Annotated in this window: 17 protein-coding genes and 4 tRNA genes; 10 read left to right on the forward strand and 11 right to left on the reverse strand. The window is 65.7% G+C overall.

Going from position 1 to position 18,585, the window contains the following annotated elements; genetic code table 11:
• Positions 1–26: 26 nt before the first annotated feature.
• The 9 genes from rplA to AZSP09_RS09965 all read right to left on the reverse strand — a co-directional run bounded on the left by rplA (position 27) and on the right by AZSP09_RS09965 (position 3,887).
• Positions 27–722: a 50S ribosomal protein L1 gene (rplA, locus tag AZSP09_RS09925; protein WP_014235489.1), complete on the reverse strand. Its 696-nt coding sequence runs from the start codon at positions 720–722 to the stop codon at positions 27–29.
• A gap of 1 nt (position 723) precedes the next feature.
• Positions 724–1,155, reverse strand: coding sequence for a 50S ribosomal protein L11 (gene rplK, locus AZSP09_RS09930; protein WP_014235490.1), 432 nt, complete (start codon positions 1,153–1,155; stop codon positions 724–726).
• A gap of 127 nt (positions 1,156–1,282) precedes the next feature.
• Complete coding sequence (gene nusG / locus AZSP09_RS09935) at positions 1,283–1,816, reverse strand: transcription termination/antitermination protein NusG (protein ID WP_014235491.1); 534 nt, start codon at positions 1,814–1,816, stop codon at positions 1,283–1,285.
• The gene (secE, locus tag AZSP09_RS09940) at positions 1,813–2,166 is read right to left on the reverse strand and encodes a preprotein translocase subunit SecE (RefSeq protein ID WP_014235492.1); all 354 of its coding nucleotides are present in this window, start codon (positions 2,164–2,166) and stop codon (positions 1,813–1,815) included. The genes nusG and secE overlap by 4 nt, the downstream gene beginning before the upstream one ends.
• Positions 2,167–2,186: 20 nt before the next feature.
• Positions 2,187–2,262 (reverse strand) — tRNA-Trp (locus AZSP09_RS09945).
• Between the two features lie 61 nt (positions 2,263–2,323).
• Positions 2,324–3,514, reverse strand: coding sequence for an elongation factor Tu (gene tuf, locus AZSP09_RS09950; protein ID WP_014235481.1), 1,191 nt, complete (start codon positions 3,512–3,514; stop codon positions 2,324–2,326).
• 49 nt (positions 3,515–3,563) lie between these two features.
• Positions 3,564–3,638 (reverse strand) — tRNA-Thr (locus AZSP09_RS09955).
• Between the two features lie 26 nt (positions 3,639–3,664).
• Positions 3,665–3,738: transfer RNA gene (locus AZSP09_RS09960), tRNA-Gly, on the reverse strand.
• Positions 3,739–3,802: 64 nt separating this feature from the next.
• Positions 3,803–3,887 (reverse strand) — tRNA-Tyr (locus AZSP09_RS09965).
• A gap of 172 nt (positions 3,888–4,059) precedes the next feature.
• Between AZSP09_RS09965 and AZSP09_RS09970 the strand changes: the two genes are divergently transcribed.
• The 4 genes from AZSP09_RS09970 (at position 4,060) to AZSP09_RS09985 (ending at position 12,167) form a co-directional block, all read left to right on the forward strand.
• Entirely contained in the window at positions 4,060–5,457 is a 1,398-nt protein-coding gene (locus tag AZSP09_RS09970; protein ID WP_152089928.1) for an FAD-binding oxidoreductase, read from the forward strand.
• 257 nt (positions 5,458–5,714) lie between these two features.
• Positions 5,715–9,266, forward strand: coding sequence for an indolepyruvate ferredoxin oxidoreductase family protein (locus AZSP09_RS09975; protein WP_152089929.1), 3,552 nt, complete (start codon positions 5,715–5,717; stop codon positions 9,264–9,266).
• A gap of 143 nt (positions 9,267–9,409) precedes the next feature.
• A complete protein-coding gene (locus tag AZSP09_RS09980; protein WP_152089930.1) occupies positions 9,410–10,222 on the forward strand; it encodes a class I SAM-dependent methyltransferase in 813 nt (270 codons plus the stop codon).
• Between the two features lie 40 nt (positions 10,223–10,262).
• A complete protein-coding gene (locus AZSP09_RS09985; RefSeq protein WP_172974737.1) occupies positions 10,263–12,167 on the forward strand; it encodes an ATP-binding protein in 1,905 nt (634 codons plus the stop codon).
• Between the two features lies 1 nt (position 12,168).
• On the opposite strand, the gene AZSP09_RS09990 is transcribed toward AZSP09_RS09985, so the two are convergent.
• Positions 12,169–12,819 carry a response regulator gene (locus tag AZSP09_RS09990; protein WP_014235497.1) on the reverse strand — a complete coding sequence of 217 codons (651 nt, stop codon included), beginning with the start codon at positions 12,817–12,819 and terminating at the stop codon, positions 12,169–12,171.
• A gap of 123 nt (positions 12,820–12,942) precedes the next feature.
• Here AZSP09_RS09990 and AZSP09_RS09995 point away from each other — a divergent pair, with 123 nt between their 5' ends.
• Entirely contained in the window at positions 12,943–13,455 is a 513-nt protein-coding gene (locus AZSP09_RS09995) for a PhaM family polyhydroxyalkanoate granule multifunctional regulatory protein (RefSeq protein WP_152089932.1), read from the forward strand.
• A 97-nt stretch (positions 13,456–13,552) separates the two neighbouring features.
• Here the strand turns inward: AZSP09_RS09995 and mpl are convergent, their stop codons facing one another.
• The gene (gene mpl, locus AZSP09_RS10000) at positions 13,553–14,902 is read right to left on the reverse strand and encodes a UDP-N-acetylmuramate:L-alanyl-gamma-D-glutamyl-meso-diaminopimelate ligase (protein ID WP_152089933.1); all 1,350 of its coding nucleotides are present in this window, start codon (positions 14,900–14,902) and stop codon (positions 13,553–13,555) included.
• Positions 14,903–14,954: 52 nt separating this feature from the next.
• Between mpl and AZSP09_RS10005 the strand changes: the two genes are divergently transcribed.
• The 5 genes from AZSP09_RS10005 (at position 14,955) to accC (ending at position 18,585) form a co-directional block, all read left to right on the forward strand.
• The gene (locus AZSP09_RS10005; protein WP_152089934.1) at positions 14,955–15,566 is read left to right on the forward strand and encodes a hypothetical protein; all 612 of its coding nucleotides are present in this window, start codon (positions 14,955–14,957) and stop codon (positions 15,564–15,566) included.
• The gene (locus AZSP09_RS10010) at positions 15,563–16,111 is read left to right on the forward strand and encodes a TlpA family protein disulfide reductase (RefSeq protein WP_152089935.1); all 549 of its coding nucleotides are present in this window, start codon (positions 15,563–15,565) and stop codon (positions 16,109–16,111) included. Before AZSP09_RS10005 ends, AZSP09_RS10010 begins: the two co-directional genes overlap by 4 nt.
• A gap of 55 nt (positions 16,112–16,166) precedes the next feature.
• Positions 16,167–16,667 (forward strand): type II 3-dehydroquinate dehydratase, encoded by a 501-nt coding sequence (gene aroQ, locus AZSP09_RS10015; RefSeq protein WP_014235502.1) that lies wholly within the window; start codon positions 16,167–16,169, stop codon positions 16,665–16,667.
• A gap of 88 nt (positions 16,668–16,755) precedes the next feature.
• Positions 16,756–17,205 (forward strand): acetyl-CoA carboxylase biotin carboxyl carrier protein, encoded by a 450-nt coding sequence (accB, locus tag AZSP09_RS10020; RefSeq protein WP_014235503.1) that lies wholly within the window; start codon positions 16,756–16,758, stop codon positions 17,203–17,205.
• A gap of 12 nt (positions 17,206–17,217) precedes the next feature.
• Positions 17,218–18,585 (forward strand): acetyl-CoA carboxylase biotin carboxylase subunit, encoded by a 1,368-nt coding sequence (accC, locus tag AZSP09_RS10025; RefSeq protein ID WP_014235504.1) that lies wholly within the window; start codon positions 17,218–17,220, stop codon positions 18,583–18,585.

The following is an 18,585-nucleotide window of genomic DNA, read 5'->3' on the forward strand; positions in this document are numbered from 1 at the left end:
CAAAGTTCTTTTTGCTGCGAAATGCCTTAGGCGACCAGGGTGGCCTGGTCCACGCGCACGCCGGGGCCCATGGTGCTGGACACGGCGACCTTGCGCAGGTACTGGCCCTTGGAGGAAGCGGGCTTGGCCTTGTTCAGCGCATCGATCAGGGCCTTCAGGTTCTCTTCCAGCTTTTCAACCGGGAAGGAAGCACGGCCGATGGTGGCGTGGATGATGCCGCCCTTGTCGGTACGGTACTGAACCTGACCGGCCTTGGCGTTCTTCACGGCGGTAGCCACGTCCATGGTCACGGTGCCGACCTTGGGGTTCGGCATCAGGCCGCGGGGGCCCAGGATCTGACCCAGGGCGCCGACGACACGCATGGCGTCGGGAGTGGCGATGACCACGTCGAAATTCAGGTTGCCGCCCTTGACCTGTTCGGCCAGGTCGTCGAAACCGACCACGTCGGCGCCGGCAGCCTTGGCAGCCTCGGCCTTGTCGCCCTGGGCGAACACGGCGACGCGAACACTCTTGCCGGTACCGGCGGGCAGCACCACGGAGCCACGAACCAGCTGGTCGGACTTGCGAGCGTCGATACCCAGGTTCACGGCCACGTCGATGGATTCATCGAACTTGGCGGTGGCGGTTTCCTTGGCCAGGGTCAGGGCTTGGGCAACGGCATAAGCCTTGTTGCGGTCGATCTTGCCCTGCAGGGCCTTTTGCTTCTTGGTCAGCTTTGCCATGTTACAGACCCTCCACCGTGATGCCCATGGACCGGGCGGAGCCGGCGATGGTGCGAACAGCTGCTTCCAGGTCGGCAGCGGTCAGATCGGGAGACTTGGCCTTGGCAATGTCCTCGCACTGGGCGCGGGTGATCTTGCCAACCTTGTCGGTATGGGGCTTAGCGGAGCCCTTTTGAATGCCGGCGGCCTTCTTGATCAGAATGGTGGCCGGGGGAGTCTTCATCACGAAGGTGAAGGACTTGTCCGCGAAAGCGGTGATCACCACGGGGATGGGCAGACCGGGTTCCACACCTTGGGTCTGGGCGTTGAAGGCCTTGCAGAACTCCATGATGTTGAGGCCGCGTTGGCCCAGGGCGGGGCCGATGGGGGGCGACGGATTCGCCTTGCCGGCCGGCACTTGCAGCTTGATAAAGCCGATGATTTTCTTTGCCATGATGGCTCCTAACTGGATGAGTATTAGCGCGGGTTGGGCGGCTGACGCCGCCTACTGACGCTCCTCTTGCTCGGAATTGGCGGGTTCCGGCCCCCGTCCTGCTGAATTCTTGGCGAAGCGAAACGACTCAGGACTTCTCGACCTGGCCGAACTCCAGCTCCACCGGCGTGGCGCGACCGAAGATGGTCACGGAAACACGCAGCTTGCTCTTCTCGTAATTGACGTCCTCGACGGAGCCGTGGAAGTCGGTGAACGGACCTTCCTTGACCCGCACCACTTCGCCGATCTCGAACAGCGTCTTGGGACGGGGCTTCTCCACCCCTTCCTGCATCTGCTGCATGATCTTGTCCACTTCCTTCTCGGAAATGGGGGTGGGTTTGGTGGCGGTGCCGCCGACGAAGCCGGTGACCTTGGAAGTGTTCTTCACCAGGTGCCAGGTATCGTCGTTCATTTCCATTTCCACCAGCACGTAGCCGGGGAAGAACTTGCGTTCGGAAATGCTCTTTTGGCCGCCCTTCATTTCCACGACTTCTTCGACGGGAACGAGGATGCGACCAAACATGTCTTCCATGCCAGCGCGCTGGATGCGATCCACCAGGGCACGCTGCACGCTCTTCTCAAAACCGGAATAGGCGTGAACTACATACCAGCGTTTGCTCATGATTTTTTCCAACCCAGGACCACATCATAGAGGAGCCATTCCAGACTCTTGTCCGTCAGCCAGAGAAAGATGGCCATGACGACCATGAAGACGAATACCACGCCGGTCGTCTGCAACGTTTCCTTGCGGCTCGGCCAGACAACCTTTTTGGATTCGGCAACAGCCTCCCGGCCGAAAATGAAAAAGCGCATTCCGGGCTCGGTTTTCCAGGCCACGGCGGCAGCCGCGACCAGACCAACCAGAACCACCAGAACGCGCAGGATCATTGCCTGCTCGGAGAGGACATAAAAGCCGGCCACGCCAGCGGCAAGCAACAGAAGCGCCAGCGCAAACTTGATCTTGTCGGCCATGTATCTCGCGTCTTATTGGATGGCAGGGGCGGAGGGTCTCGAACCCCCAACCTTCGGTTTTGGAGACCGACGCTCTGCCAATTGAGCTACGCCCCTGCAGCAGAGACTACAAAAGCGCCCCGAGGGTCGGGACGCTTTTACTTAAACCGAGTAAAAATTACTCGATGATCTTGGCAACCACACCGGCGCCGACGGTACGGCCGCCTTCGCGGATAGCGAAGCGCAGACCTTCTTCCATGGCGATCGGGGCGATCAGCTTCACGGTCATCTGAATGTTGTCACCAGGCATGACCATTTCCACACCTTCGGGCAGGGAGATGGCGCCGGTCACGTCAGTGGTCCGGAAGTAGAACTGGGGACGGTAGTTGTTGAAGAACGGGGTGTGACGACCACCTTCGTCCTTGGACAGAACATACACTTCGCCAGTGAAGTGGGTGTGGGGGGTGATGGAACCGGGCTTGGCCAGCACTTGGCCGCGCTCGACTTCTTCACGCTTGGTGCCGCGCAGCAGCACGCCCACGTTGTCACCAGCCTGGCCTTGGTCCAGCAGCTTGCGGAACATTTCCACGCCGGTGCAGGTGGTCTTGGTGGTGGGCTTGATACCCACGATTTCGATTTCTTCGCCGACCTTGACGATGCCGCGCTCGACACGACCGGTCACCACGGTACCGCGGCCGGAGATGGAGAACACGTCTTCGATGGGCAGCAGGAAGGGCTTGTCCACAGCCCGCTCGGGGGTGGGGATGTAGCTGTCCAGAGCATCGGCCAGGGCCAGAATGGCGGGTTCGCCGATGTCGGACTGATCACCTTCCAGCGCCTTCAGGGCGGAGCCCTTGACGATGGGGATGTCGTCGCCGGGGAAGTCGTACTTGGAGAGCAGCTCGCGCACTTCCATTTCGACCAGTTCCAGCAGTTCGGCGTCATCCACCATGTCGCACTTGTTCAGGAACACGATGATGTAGGGCACGCCCACCTGACGGGCCAGCAGGATGTGCTCGCGGGTCTGGGGCATGGGGCCGTCAGCGGCGGAACAGACCAGAATGGCGCCGTCCATCTGGGCAGCACCGGTGATCATGTTCTTCACGTAGTCGGCGTGACCCGGGCAATCCACGTGAGCGTAGTGACGGGTGGCGGTTTCGTATTCGACGTGGGCGGTGTTGATGGTGATACCGCGGGCCTTTTCTTCGGGCGCAGCGTCGATCTGGTCGTAAGCCTTGGCTTCGCCACCGAACTTCTTGGACAGAATGGTGGTGATAGCAGCAGTCAGCGTGGTCTTACCGTGGTCAACGTGACCGATGGTGCCCACATTAACGTGCGGCTTCGTACGTTCAAACTTTTCCTTGGCCATTGCGGTACCTCGAATTTAGAAAATGTAAAAAAAACTTCGGGGCAATCAGTGGTGCCCATGGGCAGGATTGAACTGCCGACCTCTCCCTTACCAAGGGAGTGCTCTGCCACTGAGCTACATGGGCATCCGCTTTCAACCAACCGTGCGGAGTGGAGCGGGTGAAGGGAATCGAACCCTCGTCTTAAGCTTGGAAGGCTTCAGCTCTACCATTGAGCTACACCCGCGTTCGATTTTTCACCCACGACGCCCAAACTTCAGAACCGGACATCGCTAACCGCAACAAAAACTTGGTGGAGGAGGAAGGATTCGAACCTTCGAAGGCAGAGCCGTCAGATTTACAGTCTGATCCCTTTGACCGCTCGGGAACTCCTCCAAAACGAAGCCGCGAATTATGGCTATGCCGGTTGCCCGTGTCAAGCCCTGCATCGCGAAGCGAGGGCGCATTATAGCAAAAGATTCCCATACGTCCAGCCCGATTTGTACGAATTCGCTTCCCGCCCCTCTCGGCCTAGAATGCCGCCTTTGCTCAAGCCCCCACATTACCTATGACCACAACCTCCGCGCCCCTGCCCGCCGCCCTCGTTGAAGCCCTGCGCCAGCAGTTCGGCACCCGTTACTCCCAGGGCGAATCCGTGCGCCTGCAGCATGGCCGCGATGAATCCAAGCACGAGCCCATGCTGCCCGACGGCGTGGTGTTCGCCGAAAGCACCGAGGAAGTGGCAGCCATCGTCCGCCTCTGCCGCGAATATCGCGTACCAGTCATTCCCTACGGGGTCGGCAGCTCCGTCGAAGGCCATGTGCTGGCGGTGCACGGCGGCATCAGCATCGACCTCTCCGGCATGAACCGGGTGCTGTCCATCCATGCCGAGGACCTGGACGTCACCGTCCAGGCCGGCGTCACCCGCAAGCAGCTGAACGACGAACTCAAGGGCACCGGCCTGTTCTTCCCCATCGACCCGGGCGCCGACGCCACCCTGGGCGGCATGGCCGCCACCCGGGCCTCCGGCACCAATGCCGTGCGCTACGGCACCATGCGGGAAAACGTGCTGAGTCTGACCGTGGTCACCCCCGAGGGCAAAATCGTCCGCACCGGCAGCCGGGCCCGCAAGTCCTCCGCCGGCTACGACCTGACCCGCCTTTTCGTCGGCTCCGAGGGCACCCTGGGCATCATCACTGAGCTGACGGTGAAGCTGTACCCCATTCCGGAAGCCATGTCCGCCGCCGTTTGCGCCTTTCCCTCGGTGGATGCCGCCGTGGACACGGTGATCCAGACCATCCAGCTGGGCGTGCCGGTGGCCCGGGTGGAACTGCTGGACGCCCTCACCCTGCAGGCCATCAACCGCTATTCCAAGACCACCCTGCCGGAAGCGCCAACCCTGTTCTTCGAATTCCACGGCAGCGACAGCGGCGTCCAGGAGCAGGCCGAACTGACCCAGGAAATCGCCCAGGGCAACGGCGGCCAGGACTTCCAGTGGGCCACCCGTCAGGAAGACCGCAGCCGCCTGTGGCAGGCCCGCCACGACGCCTATTTCGCCTGCCTGCAGCTTAAGCCCGGCGCCCGCTGCTTCCCCACCGACGTCTGCGTCCCCATCTCCCGTCTGGCCGAATGCATCCACGCCACCAACGAGGACATCGCCCAGGTTTCCCTGCCCATCGCCCTCTTCGGCCACGTGGGCGACGGTAATTTCCATCTGGTGGTGCTGGTGGATACGGACAACCCCAAGGAAATGGCCGAGGGCGAATGGATCAGCCAGCGCGTGGTGGAACGGGCCATCGCCATGGAAGGCACCTGCACCGGCGAACACGGCATCGGCCTGGGCAAGCAGCACTACCTGCTGCAGGAGCACGGGGAAGACGGCGTGGCCCTGATGCGTACCCTGAAGACCGCCCTGGACCCCCACAACCTGATGAACCCGGGCAAGATCCTGCCGCCCCAGGCCTGAGACGCCACCTCCCCCACCAAGGGCGCTGCGGCGCCCTTTTTCATTGCATCTGCCGTTACGCGCCGCGCCTGCTGCAACGCAACGTTACGCGCCCTCCGCGGTCCCATACAATGCCTGCGTCGCCCACCCGCGACGCATGACAAGACCGGCACCGCCCACAAGGCAGCGACCGGACAGACCAACCTGCCAACGCGATCCTGTCCGCCCGCAAACGGGATGAAGGCGAGACGCCGGCGACCAATGGAGGAGCAAATCGCATGAGCGATCTCTCTTTGCACGTCCCCAAGGAGCTGGCGTCCGCCAGCCTGGACGACAAGTACACCACCCTTTCCGGCCGCGCCTTTCTCACCGGCACCCAGGCCCTGATCCGCCTGCCCATGCTGCAGCGGCTGCGGGACCAGGCCCAGGGGCTCAACACTGCCGGCTTCATTTCCGGCTACCGGGGCAGCCCTCTCGGCGGTCTGGACCAGGGCCTGTGGAAAGCCCAGAAATATCTGGCGGAAAACCACATCACCTTCCAGCCGGGGGTCAATGAGGACCTGGCCGCCACCGCCGTCTGGGGCAGCCAGCAGGTCAATCTCTTCCCCGGCGCCAAGTACGACGGGGTGTTTGCCCTGTGGTACGGCAAGGGCCCGGGGGTGGACCGCAGCGGCGACGTCTTCCGCCACGCCAACGCCGCCGGCAGCTCCCGGCACGGCGGCGTGCTGGTGGTGGCCGGCGACGACCATGCCGCCAAGTCCTCCACCCTGCCCCACCAGACCGAGCACGTCTTCAAGGCGGTGATGATGCCGGTGCTGTATCCGGCCAACGTCCAGGAGTACCTGGAATACGGCCTGCACGGCTGGGCCATGAGCCGCTATTCGGGCTGCTGGGTGGCCTTCAAGGCCCTGGCGGACACGGTGGAAACCTCGGCCTCGGTGTGGGTGGACCCCATGGCCCTGGACATCCGCCTGCCGGATGATTTCGAACTGCCGGCCGACGGCCTCAACATCCGCTGGCCCGACCCGCCTTTGGTGCAGGAGGCCCGCCTCACCCACTTCAAGCTCTACGCCGCCCTCGCCTACGCCCGGGCCAACCGGCTCAACCGCATCGTCATCGACTCCCCGGCGCCACGCCTGGGCATCATCACCGCCGGCAAGTCCTATCTGGACGTGATGCAGGCCCTGGACGAACTGGGCATCGACCAGCAGCTGGCCGCCCAGATCGGCATCCGCCTCTACAAGGTGGGCATGGTCTGGCCCCTGGAATCGGAAGGGGTGCGCCAGTTCGCCGAGGGGCTGGACGAAATCCTGGTGGTGGAAGAGAAGCGCCAGATGCTGGAATACCAGTTGAAGGAAGAGCTCTACAACTGGCGCGAGGACGTGCGCCCCCGGGTGGTGGGCAAGTTCGACGAGAAGGGCGAATGGGCCCTGCTGCCCGACGGCAAGGGCCACCTGGCCCACGGCGACTGGCTGCTGCCGGCAGCCGGCGAACTGTCCGTGGCCCAGATCGCCCGGGCCATCGCCAGCCGCATCGACCGCCACTTCACCAGCCCGGCCATCAAGGCCCGCCTGGACCTCATCGAGGCCAAGCAGAAGGCCCTGCAGACGCCCCTGATCCTCACCCAGCGCACGCCCCACTTCTGCTCCGGCTGCCCCCACAACACCTCCACCCGGGTGCCGGAAGGCTCCCGGGCCGTGGCCGGCATCGGCTGCCACTACATGGTGACCTGGATGGACCGCAGCACCTCCACCTTCACCCACATGGGCGGCGAGGGCGTCACCTGGGTCGGCCAGGCGCCCTTCACCGAAGAAAAGCACATCTTCGCCAACCTGGGGGACGGCACCTACTTCCACTCCGGCCTGCTGGCCATCCGCCAGTCTGTGGCGGCCAAAACCAACATCACCTACAAGATCCTCTACAACGACGCCGTGGCCATGACCGGCGGCCAGCCGGTGGACGGCATCCTCTCCGTGCCCCGCATCACCCGCCAGCTGGAGGCCGAAGGGGTGGGCCGGATGGTGATCGTCACCGACGAGCCGGAGAAATACGCCGAGGTGACGGACCTGGCGCCCAACGTGCCGGTGCGTCACCGGGACGAGCTGGACGCGGTGCAGCGGGAACTGCGGGAAATTCCCGGCACCACCATCCTCATCTACGACCAGACCTGCGCCACGGAAAAGCGGCGACGCCGCAAGCGGGGCAAGCTGGCCGACGTGGACCGCCGGGTCTTCATCAACGAGGCAGTGTGCGAGGGCTGCGGCGACTGCTCGATGCAGTCCAACTGCCTCTCGGTCATCCCGGTGGAAACCGATTTCGGGCGCAAGCGGGCCATCGACCAGTCCAACTGCAACAAGGATTTCTCCTGCCTCAAGGGCTTCTGCCCCTCCTTCGTCACCCTGGAATGGGCGAAGCTGAAAAAAGGCCAGGCCCTGGCCATGGACGAACAGGACTGGCCACCCCTGCCCGAGCCCGTGCTGCCGCCCACGGCGCGGCCCTACAACCTGCTGGTGACGGGGGTCGGCGGCACCGGCGTGGTGACCCTGGGCGCCCTCATCGGCATGGCCGCCCACCTGGACGGCAAGGGCGTCTCGGTGCTGGACATGACCGGTCTGGCCCAGAAATACGGCGCCGTGTTCACCCACCTGCGCTTCGCCGACCGGCCGGAGGACATCCACGCCGCCCGCATCGCCACCGGCGAGGCGGACGCCATCCTGGGCGGCGACGTGGTGGTGACGGCAGGCAACGAGGCCCTGTCCAAGATGCTGGAAGGGCGCACCCGGGCCGTGGTGAACTGCACGGAAACCCCCACCGCCGAATTCACCCGCAACCCGGACTGGCAGTTCCCCCTGGCCCGCATGCAGCAGACGGTGGCCGCCACCGTGGGCGCCGACCACGCCTGGTTCCTCGACGCCCAGGCCCTGGCCACGGCCCTCATGGGCGACGCCCTGTATACCAACATGTTCCTCCTCGGCTACGCCTGGCAGAAAGGCCTGGTGCCGGTGAGCCTGCCGGCCCTGGGCCGGGCCATCGAGCTCAACGGTACTGCCGTGGCGGCCAATCTCCAGGCCCTCGACTGGGGCCGCCGCGCCACCGTGGACGAGGCCCGGGTACGCCAGCTGGCAACGCCTGCCGCCGACACGCCGCCGCCCCGGCCTGACGCCGCCCTGGAGGAAGTGCTGGCCCTGCGGGAGCAGGAACTGACGGACTACCAGGACGCCGCCCTGGCCCGCCGCTACCGCCAGCGCATCGAAGCCCTGCGCCAGGCCGAGGCGCCCCTGGACCCGGCCCTGCCGGTGACCCTGGCCGCCGCCCGCAACTACTTCAAGGTTCTGGCCATCAAGGACGAGTACGAAGTGGCGCGACTGCATACCCGGCCCGAGTTCTTCGCCCGTCTGCGCCAGACCTTCGCCGGCGAACCGGGCAAGGACTACGCGGTGCATGTGCACCTGGCCCCGCCCCTGTGGGCCAGGCCGGACCCGCGCAGCGGCCAGATCCGCAAGCGGCAGTACGGCCCCTGGATGCTCGGCGCCCTGAAACTGCTGGCCCGCCTCAAGTTCCTGCGCGGCACGGCCCTGGACGTTTTCGGCCACACCGCCGAAAGGCGCATGGAACGGGCGTTGCAGGCCGGCTACGAGGCAGACCTGGAGCGCATTCTGGAGGCCCTGGCCGCCGGCAGCGCCCACCCGGCCCTGCTAGAACTGGCGCGGCTGCCGGAAAGCGTGCGCGGCTACGGCCACGTCAAGGCCGCCAGCGCCGAGAAAGCCCGACAGCAGCGCCAGGAGCTGCTGCGGCAACTGGAAGGGGGCGGAGCGGCCCCGGCGGTCTGAGGTCTGAGGTCTGAGGTCTGAGGTCTGAGGTCTGAGGTCTGAGGTCTGAGGTCCGAGGTCCGAGGTCCGAGGCCGGCGAGCCCGTCCGGGCCGGAACGGCGGGTCGGTTACAATGACCGACCCGCTTTTTTTCAGGCTCCGCCGTGCCCGCTTCCTCCCGCCAACTCGCCCTCCAGTTCGCCGCCGTCCTCCTGGTGCTGTCCCTGGCCTGGCCCTATTACGGCATGAAGGCCGAACTGCTGCCCTGGGATCAGGTGGCCCTGGCCATCGGCGCCACCGCCCTGATCTTCGCCACCCTCAGCCGCCAGGCCTGGTGGTGGCGCCTGATCCACGCCTGCTTCGCCCCCCTGGCCTGGGCCGTGGCCCAGCTCGACATTGCCCCGGGCTGGTTCCTGCAGGCCTTCATCCTCATGCTGCTGGTGTACAGGGGCGCCGTCTCCGGCCAGGTGCCGCTCTACCTCTCCAACCGGGAAACGGCGGCCGCCCTGGCCGACCTGGCCCGGGAGCGGGGCAGCCGGCACATCCTGGACCTGGGGGCCGGCATCGGCAGCCTGCAGGCGCCCCTGGCCCGGGCCCTGCCCGAAGTCCGGGTGGATGGCCTGGAGAACGCCCCCCTCACCTGGCTGCTGGGCCACCTGCGCCTCTCCGGCCAGGCCAATGCCGCCCTGCGCTACGGCGACATGTGGCGCACCGACCTGGCCGGCCACGACCTGGTGTACACCTTCCTTTCCCCCGAACCCATGGACTGGCTGGGCCAGAAGGCCGCCGCGGAACTGCCGGCCGACGGCCTGCTGGTGAGCAACAGCTTCCCCGTGCCCTGGGCCGAGGCGGATCGCATCATCGAAGTGGGCGACCGCCGCCGCACCCGCCTCTACTGCTACACCCCGGAGAGTCTGCGCACCCAGCTGGCCGCCGCAGTTGCCGCGGAAGACGCATCCGGGGACAATCCGGCCTAGCCTAACGTCATCAACCTTCCTACCGACAGCAGCCGCCATCTTGAAAAACTGGGGCATCCAGACCCGCATCCTCCTGCTCGCCCTGGCCCCCGCCGTGGCGGTGGCCGGCGCCCTCAGCGTCTACTTCGTCCTCGCCCTGCTCTCCGACCTGGACCGGGACCTGCGGGACCGGGGCCTGGGCCTGGCCCGGCAGCTGGCGGCCATCGCCGAGTACAGCACCTACTCCGGCGACCGCCAGACCCTGGGCAGCGTGGCCCTGGCCGCCCTGGAGGAAGCCCACGTGAACAGCGTCGAGGTCTACGACCAGGAGGGCGAGGCCCTGGCGGCCAGCGGCGCCCTGCCGGCGCCCCTCTCGCCCCTGCCGAGCCCGACCCAGAGCGACGTCATCCACGAGGATGAAGACCATCTGCGCATCGCCGCCCCGGTGCTGCGCCACCGCTTCGACATCCAGGACCCCTTCCTCGCCGAGTCCCCGGTAGCCGGCCGCCCCGAGCCGCCGCCCCTGCTCGGCTGGGTGGTGGTGGAAATGTCCCGCCAGTCCCTGGAGACCCGCCGCCAGGAAACCATCGCCTTCACCCTGACCCTGGTGCTGCTGACCGTGGCCGCCACCAGTCTGCTGGCCATGATCCTGACGCGCCAGGTGAGCCGCCCCATCGTGCGCCTGGAAAAGGCGGTGGAGCGCATCCGCGCCGGCCAGCTCAACCTGCAGCTGCCCGCCGACAGCGGCGGCGACCTGCAGCGCCTGGAGGAAGGCTTCAACACCATGGCCCAGGCCCTGCAGGAAGCCCGGGACAACCTGGAAGGCAAGATCGCCGACGCCACCCGGGAACTGGAACGCAAGCGGGCCGAGGCAGAGCGCTCCAGCCTGGCCAAGTCCCGCTTCCTGGCTGCCGCCAGCCACGACCTGCGGCAACCCCTGCACGCCCTCAACCTGTTCGCCTCCGACCTGAAGAACCACGCCCGGGGCCCGGACCAGGAAAAGCTGGCCGGCCAGATCGGCACCTCCATCCGCAGCATGTCGGAGCTGCTGGACGCCCTGCTCAACATCTCCCGCCTGGATGTGGCCGGGGTCAATCCCCAGCCCCTGGCCACGCCCCTGCAGGCCATCTTCGACAAGCTGCAGCAGACCTATGCCCGGGAAGCGGAGAACCGGGGGCTGCGCCTGCGCTTCCGCCCCACCCGGGCCTGGGCCCATACGGACCCGGCCCTGGTGGAACGGCTGCTGGGCAACCTCATCACCAATGCCCTGCGCTACACCGAGCGGGGCAGCATTCTGGTCGCCGCCCGCCGCCGGGGCCAGGCCTGGCGGGTCGAGGTGAGGGACAGCGGCGACGGCATCGCCCCCGAGTTTCAGCGGGCCGTGTTCGAGGAATTCGTCCAGGTCGGCAATGCGGAACGGGGCCAGGGCAAGGGCCTGGGCCTGGGCCTGGCCATCGTGGACCGGCTGGCCAAGGCCATGGAGGCCCCCCTGGATCTGCGCTCCGCCCTAGGCCAGGGCTCGGTGTTCGCAGTCCAGCTGCCGGCCTGCGCGGCCGTGGCGGAGACGCCCGCCGCCGAACTGGAACAACGCCCGCCTCTGGCCGCCCTGCTGGCCTACGGCCCGGGCTTCATGGCCGAAAGCGCCGAGCAGCTAGAGGCCTGGCTGCGAGAATGGGGCCTGCGCTGCCGCCGGGTGGAATCGGCCGCCGCGGCCCAGGCCCTGCTGGCCGAGATGGCCGCCGGCAGCGAAGGCCCCTTCCTCTGGCTGGCGCCGGGCAACGGCGTGACCTTGCGCGAAGTGCTGACCCTGGCGCCGGAGCGCCCGGCCGTGATCATCGGCGGGGAAGAGCAGGAGGGAATGGCGGATGGGGGCTGGTACAGCCTGCCCCATCCGGCGCGACCGGCCAAGCTGCGTGCCTTGCTGCAGCGCCTGGCCGGCGAACTGGAAAAGACGGAGAGCGCCTAGGTCAGACCTTGATGCCGAGGCGGCTGACGGCCACCAGGGCCTGGGTCCGGCTGGAAACGCCGAGGGCCTTGAAAATGGCGGTGATGTGGATTTTCACCGTGCCTTCGGAGAGGCCCAGCAGATTGGCGATGTCCCGGTTGGACTTGCCCTTGGTCATCAGCCCCAGCACCTCGGCCTGACGCTCGGTCAGACCGAATTCGGAAGCGGGCGCTTCCTGCACCGCCGGCGTGGGCGCCAGTTCGGCCCCCAGATTCACCGGCATGGTCTGCTCCGGCTTGTGGATGCTGCCCCCCAATACCTGCCGCACCGCTGCCACCAGCTTCTCGGTGGAATAGGCCTTGGGAATGAAGCCCAGGGCGCCGTGCTTGAGCGCCCGGTTAACCGTGTGGGCATCGTCGTAGGCGGAAACGACCACCACCGGAACGGCGGGGAAGCGGCTGCGGAAAAGGTCCAGGCAGGCCAGGCCATCAAGCCCCGGCAGGGCGATGTCCAGCAGCACCAAATCCAGGTCCGCTTCCTTTTCCAGCACGGCGAGGGCGGAATGGCAATCGCCAGCCTCGAAGACGGTCACCTCCGCTTCCAGCTGACGCAGCACGCGAACCAGGCCCTCCCTGACGAGTGCGTGGTCTTCGATGACGAGCAAATTGAGCATAGGGTTATGGGATGACGTTGTTGTTTTGGCGCTAATTTAGCACTCTGGCGGACTCCCGGCTATTCCGGCGCAGAAAATATTCGCTACTATGGCAGGATACGGCGCCAACAAAGGAGACCCACCATGAGCCTCAACAACGGAAGCAACGATCCCCTGGATTTCGTCAAGAACATGTGGGGCAACATGGGCTTCTCCCTCCCCGGCATGGTCACCCCCACCCTGGACACGGACGAGTTGCAAAAGCAGATCACCGACCTGAAGGCGGTGGAAGGCTGGCTGCGCATGAACCTGTCCATGCTGCAGATGACCATCCAGGGCATGGAAATGCAGCACTCCACCCTCACCGCCGTAAAGACCATGGGAGCCATGGCCGCCCAGCAGCGGGAGGAAATGGCCCAGGACACCTCGGGCACGGCCGAAGCCGCCGGTGCCGCCGCCGAAGCCGCGGCCAGCGCTTTTTCCCAGGCTGCCATGTGGCCCTGGAACATGATGAACCAGGTACAGGAACACCTGCAGCAACAGCAGGCCGCCCAGCCGGAAGCCCCGGCCGAACCACCCAAGGCAAAGGCTGCCGCCAAGACGGCAGCCAAGCCGAAAAAGCCCGCCGCCAGCAGCCGCAGCAAGAAAACCCAGTAACTTCTGGCAACAGCACCAATAAAAAAACCCGGGACTAGCCCGGGCTTTTTTATTGGCAGCGAATAGGCGGCACAACGAGGCGCCGCGACGGCAACGCTCAGGCAGCCAGGGCCTTCAGCAGCTTCTGGTGGATACCGCCGAAGCCGCCATTGCTCATCACCAGCACCTGGTCTCCCGGCCTGGCGGCGGCGGCGATGCGGGCCACCAGCCCGTCCAGGTCGTCCAGCACCACGGCCCGCTCGCCCAGGGATGCCAGGGCGGCAGCCGCATCCCAGCCCAGATCCCGGGAATAGCAGAAGACCAGATCCGCATCCACCAGGCTGCCGGCCAGCCGGTCCTTCATCACGCCCAATTTCATGGTGTTGGAGCGGGGCTCCAGCACCGCCAGGATGCGGCCGGAGCCTTTGCCCAGCTTGTGCCGCAGGCCGGCCACGGTGGTGGCGATGGCGGTCGGATGGTGGGCGAAGTCGTCCAGCACCGTGATGTCGCGCACCGTGCCCCGCACTTCCATGCGCCGCTTCACATTCTGGAAGGTGGACAGGGCCTGCAGGCCGTCCTCGGGCCGCACCCCCACGTGACGGGCAGCCAGAATGGCGGCCACGGCGTTCTGCCGGTTATGCTCGCCGGTCAGGCCCCAGGTGGTGCGGGCCACTTCCCGACCATCCTGCATCAGGACCAGGGAACCGTCACCGTCGTCGCCGATGGCGGACCAGCTGTCGCCGCCGAACCACTCCACCCCAGACCAACAGCCCCGGGCCAGCACCCGCTGCAAGCTTTCCTCCCGGGCATTGGCCACCACCAGGCCGGAACGGGGCATGGTGCGCACCAGATGGTGAAATTGTGTCTCGATCGCCGCAAGATCGGCAAAAATGTCGGCATGATCGAACTCAAGGTTGTTCAGCACGGCCGTCCGCGGCCGGTAGTGGATGAACTTGGAGCGCTTGTCGCAGAAGGCCGTGTCGTATTCATCCGCCTCGATGACGAAGAAAGGCAGGTCGGTGAGGCGGGCCGACAGGCCGAAATTCTGGGGCACGCCGCCGATGAGAAAGCCCGGGTTGAGGCCGGCGCACTCGAGAATCCAGGCCAGCATGGAACTGGTGGTGGTCTTGCCGTGGGTGCCGGCCACGCCCAGGACCCACTTGCCTTGCAGCACATGCTCGGCCAGCCACTGGGGGCCGGACACATAGGGCAGTCCCTGGTCGAGAATGGCCTCGAGCAGCGGATTGCCACGGGAAATGGCGTTACCGACGACAAAAATGTCGGGATCGACGGCGATCTGGCCGGCATCGTAGCCCTCGGTCAGTTCGATGCCCTGAGCCTCCAGCTGGGTGCTCATGGGCGGATAGACATTGGCATCGCAGCCGGTGACGCGATGGCCGGCAGCCCGGGCCAGCAGGGCGATGCCGCCCATGAAGGTGCCGCAGATGCCGAGAATGTGAATATGCATGCAATATTCCGCCGGTTAGAATGAGGCCTGATTCTAACAGCCGGGGTCTGCCATGAAGCCATCCTCTCGCCGTGCCGATGCCCAGGCCTCCCGCAACGCCCACCTGCGCCAGCTCATCGCCAGCACCGCCGCCCGCCTCATGGCGGAGGACGGCATCGCCGACTACCCATTGGCCAAGCGCAAGGCAGCCCGGCAGCTGGGCAGCCCGGATACGGACGCCCTGCCCACCAATGCCGAGGTAGAAAGCGAGCTGCGGGCCTACCAGGCCCTCTACCAGGAGCGGGAACAGAAGGAACGGATCGACGAACTGCGGGGAAAAGCGGCGGAAATGATGGAGATCATGACGCCATTCCACCCCTATCTCACCGGTTCCGTCCTGGACGGCAGCGCCGGCCGCTACGCCGAGGTGGACATTCTGCTCTACCCGGACAGCGCCAAGGAGGTGGAGATATTCCTCCTCAACCGGCAAATCCCCTTTGAACACACCACGCCCCGCCACGACCGGGTGGATGCGGTGCTGCAACTGGATATGGAAGGGGACACCATCAATCTGGTGATCTACCCGCCCCAGGACGAGCGCACCGCCGCCCGCAGCCGGGACGGCCGCCTGCGGGAGCGGGCCCGCCTGGAAGCCGTGCGCGCCCTGCTACCGGCAAATCCATGAAACCGACACGTCCCCTGTTAATGCGCCTGGCCCTGGCTATCGGCCTGGCCGCCACGGCCTTCGCCGCCGGCCTCTATTTCGGCCGGGGCGAGCACCCGGCCTTTACCCCCGAACCGCCGGCGGAGGCCGTACGGCAGCTCCTGCAACTGCAGCTGCCGACGGCTGACGGCAAACCCCAGGCCCTGGCCCAGTGGTCCGGGCAGGTGCGGGTCATCAATTACTGGGCCACCTGGTGCCCGCCCTGCCGGGAGGAAATGCCCGAGTTTTCCCGCCTGCAGCAGGAGCTGGGGAGCAAGGGGGTGCAATTTATCGGCATTGCCCTGGATTCTGCCGACAGCGTGCAGGAATTCGCCGCCAAGCAGCCAACCGCCTACCCCCTGCTGATCGCCACCCCGGAAGCCGTGGGCAACCTGAAAAATCTGGGCAACAGCCGGGGCGGCCTGCCCTTCACCCTGGTGCTGGACCGCGAGGGCCAGGCACGCCACGTACGCCTGGGCGGGCTCAACGGCGCCGAACTGGCAGCCATCCTGCAACCCCTGCTATGACTTTCGAAAGAGGCAAACTGGACAAACTGTCGCGAATTGCGGCAAACTTGCTGCCATGAAGAAGCAAACTTCATCTTCCGCCAAAGGCAAGACCCAGGCAGAACAAACCATTCCGCCGCGCCTGCTGGTCCTGCACGGCCCCAACCTGAACCTGCTCGGCACCCGGGAGCCCCAGATTTACGGGAGCACCACCCTGGCCGACATCAACCGGGCTCTGGCCGTGCGCGCCGAATCTGCCGGCGTCGAACTGGAAGCTTTCCAAAGCAACCATGAAGGCGCCCTGATCGAACGCATCCATGCGGCCCGGGAGCAGGGAGTACGCTTCATCCTCATCAACCCGGCGGCCTACACCCATACCAGCGTTGCGCTGCGGGACGCCCTGGCCGCGGTCGGCATCCCCTTCGTCGAAGTGCATCTCTCCAATGTCTTCGCCCGGGAGCCGTTCCGGCACCACTCCTATTTTTCCGATCTGGCGATCGGGGTCATCAGCGGCCTGGGGTCCGAGGGATATTCCCTGGCCCTGGAGTTCCTGCTGAGCCGACTCAACGCCGACTGAGCTGCCACGCCAGACCCGGTTTCCGGTTTTTCACATCTAGCTACTTCCACCGCCAACTCAATAGGGCGGATTTTCGAGGGAGAATTCAATGGATCTGCGTAAACTCAAAAAACTCATCGACCTGGTACAGGAATCCGGCATCTCCGAGCTGGAGGTCACCGAAGGCGAAGAAAAAGTCCGCATTGCCAAGCATGTCGCCGCCCCCATGGGCCAGCCCATGACCTACGCCGTGCCCGCCGCCGCCCCGGCTGCCGCACCGGCCCCCAGCAGCGTGAACCTGGACGACACCGACGACCTGCCGGAAGGCCACGTGGTCAAGTCGCCCATGGTCGGCACCTTCTACCGCGCCTCCTCCCCCGGCGCCGAGCCCTTCGTGCAGGTGGGCCAGACCGTCAAGCAGGGCGACACCCTGTGCATCATCGAAGCCATGAAGCTGCTCAACGAGATCGAAGCCGACGCTTCCGGCACCATCAAGGCCATCCTGCTGGACAACGGCGAACCGGTTGAATTCGGCGAACCCCTGTTCGTCATCGGCTAAGGAGTTTTCTCCATGTTCGAGAAAATCCTCATCGCCAACCGGGGCGAGATCGCCCTGCGGGTCCAGCGGGCCTGCCGTGAGCTGGGCATCAAGACCGTGGTGGTGCACTCCGAGGCCGACCGGGAAGCCAAGTATGTGAAGCTGGCGGACGAATCCGTCTGCATCGGCCCGGCCTCCTCCGCCCTCAGCTACCTCAACATCCCGGCCATCATCTCCGCCGCCGAGGTCACCGACGCCCAGGCCATTCACCCGGGCTACGGCTTCCTCTCCGAAAATGCGGACTTCGCTGAGCGGGTCGAATCCTCCGGCTTCGTCTTCATCGGCCCCCGGGCCGAAACCATCCGCCTCATGGGCGACAAGGTTTCCGCCAAGGACGCCATGAAGGCTGCGGGCGTGCCCTGCGTGCCCGGCTCCGACGGCGCCCTGCCGGAAGACCCCAAGGAAATCATCAAGATCGGCCGCGCCGTCGGCTACCCGGTGATCATCAAGGCTGCCGGCGGCGGCGGCGGTCGCGGCATGCGCGTGGTGCATACCGAAGCCGCCCTCATCAACGCCGTGGCCATGACCCGCCAGGAAGCCCAGACCGCTTTCGGCAACCCCATGGTGTACATGGAGAAGTTCCTGGAGAACCCGCGCCACGTGGAAATCCAGGTGCTGGCCGACGAGTTCAAGAACGCCGTCTACCTGGGCGAGCGGGACTGCTCCATGCAGCGCCGCCACCAGAAGGTGATCGAGGAAGCGCCGGCTCCCGGCATCCCCGCCCGCCTCATCGCCCGGGTCGGCGAACGCTGCGCCGAAGCCTGCCGCCGCATCGGCTATCGCGGCGCCGGCACCTTCGAGTTCCTCTACGAGAACGGCGAGTTCTACTTCATCGAGATGAACACCCGGGTTCAGGTGGAGCATCCGGTGACCGAACTGATCACCGGCATCGACATCGTCCAGGAACAGATCCGCATCGCCGCCGGCGAGAAGCTGCGCTTCAAGCAGCGGGATATCCAGTTCCGCGGCCACGCCATCGAATGCCGCGTGAACGCCGAAGATCCCTTCACCTTCGTGCCCTCTCCCGGCACCATCAGCTGGTGGCATCCGCCCGGCGGCCCCGGCGTGCGCGTGGATTCCCATGCCTATTCCGGCTACAAGGTGCCGCCCCACTACGATTCCATGATCGGCAAGATCATCACCTTCGGCGACACCCGGGAACAGGCCATCCGCCGCATGCGCATCGCCCTTTCCGAGACCGTGGTGCAGGGCATCAAGACCAACATCCCGCTGCATCAGGAACTGATGCAGGACGCCCGCTTCGTCGAAGGCGGCACCAGCATCCACTACCTGGAGCACAAGCTGGCCGCCAAGAACGAAGTGAAGTCGGTGGAAGGCTAA

The sequence above is a fragment of the Azospira sp. I09 genome, assembly GCF_009177135.1.
GTDB classification, from domain to species: domain Bacteria; phylum Pseudomonadota; class Gammaproteobacteria; order Burkholderiales; family Rhodocyclaceae; genus Azospira; species Azospira oryzae.

Excerpts from the sequence above, each read along its gene's own strand:
- rplA (WP_014235489.1), bottom strand. The coding sequence starts at position 722 with ATGGCAAAGCTGACCAAGAAGCAAAAGGCCCTGCAGGGCAAGATCGAC.
- rplK (WP_014235490.1), bottom strand. The coding sequence starts at position 1,155 with ATGGCAAAGAAAATCATCGGCTTTATCAAGCTGCAAGTGCCGGCCGGC.
- nusG (WP_014235491.1), bottom strand. The coding sequence starts at position 1,816 with ATGAGCAAACGCTGGTATGTAGTTCACGCCTATTCCGGTTTTGAGAAG.
- secE (WP_014235492.1), bottom strand. The coding sequence starts at position 2,166 with ATGGCCGACAAGATCAAGTTTGCGCTGGCGCTTCTGTTGCTTGCCGCT.
- tuf (WP_014235481.1), bottom strand. The coding sequence starts at position 3,514 with ATGGCCAAGGAAAAGTTTGAACGTACGAAGCCGCACGTTAATGTGGGC.
- AZSP09_RS09970 (WP_152089928.1), top strand. The coding sequence starts at position 4,060 with ATGACCACAACCTCCGCGCCCCTGCCCGCCGCCCTCGTTGAAGCCCTG.
- AZSP09_RS09975 (WP_152089929.1), top strand. The coding sequence starts at position 5,715 with ATGAGCGATCTCTCTTTGCACGTCCCCAAGGAGCTGGCGTCCGCCAGC.
- AZSP09_RS09990 (WP_014235497.1), bottom strand. The coding sequence starts at position 12,819 with ATGCTCAATTTGCTCGTCATCGAAGACCACGCACTCGTCAGGGAGGGC.
- AZSP09_RS09995 (WP_152089932.1), top strand. The coding sequence starts at position 12,943 with ATGAGCCTCAACAACGGAAGCAACGATCCCCTGGATTTCGTCAAGAAC.
- mpl (WP_152089933.1), bottom strand. The coding sequence starts at position 14,902 with ATGCATATTCACATTCTCGGCATCTGCGGCACCTTCATGGGCGGCATC.
- AZSP09_RS10005 (WP_152089934.1), top strand. The coding sequence starts at position 14,955 with ATGAAGCCATCCTCTCGCCGTGCCGATGCCCAGGCCTCCCGCAACGCC.
- AZSP09_RS10010 (WP_152089935.1), top strand. The coding sequence starts at position 15,563 with ATGAAACCGACACGTCCCCTGTTAATGCGCCTGGCCCTGGCTATCGGC.
- aroQ (WP_014235502.1), top strand. The coding sequence starts at position 16,167 with ATGAAGAAGCAAACTTCATCTTCCGCCAAAGGCAAGACCCAGGCAGAA.
- accB (WP_014235503.1), top strand. The coding sequence starts at position 16,756 with ATGGATCTGCGTAAACTCAAAAAACTCATCGACCTGGTACAGGAATCC.
- accC (WP_014235504.1), top strand. The coding sequence starts at position 17,218 with ATGTTCGAGAAAATCCTCATCGCCAACCGGGGCGAGATCGCCCTGCGG.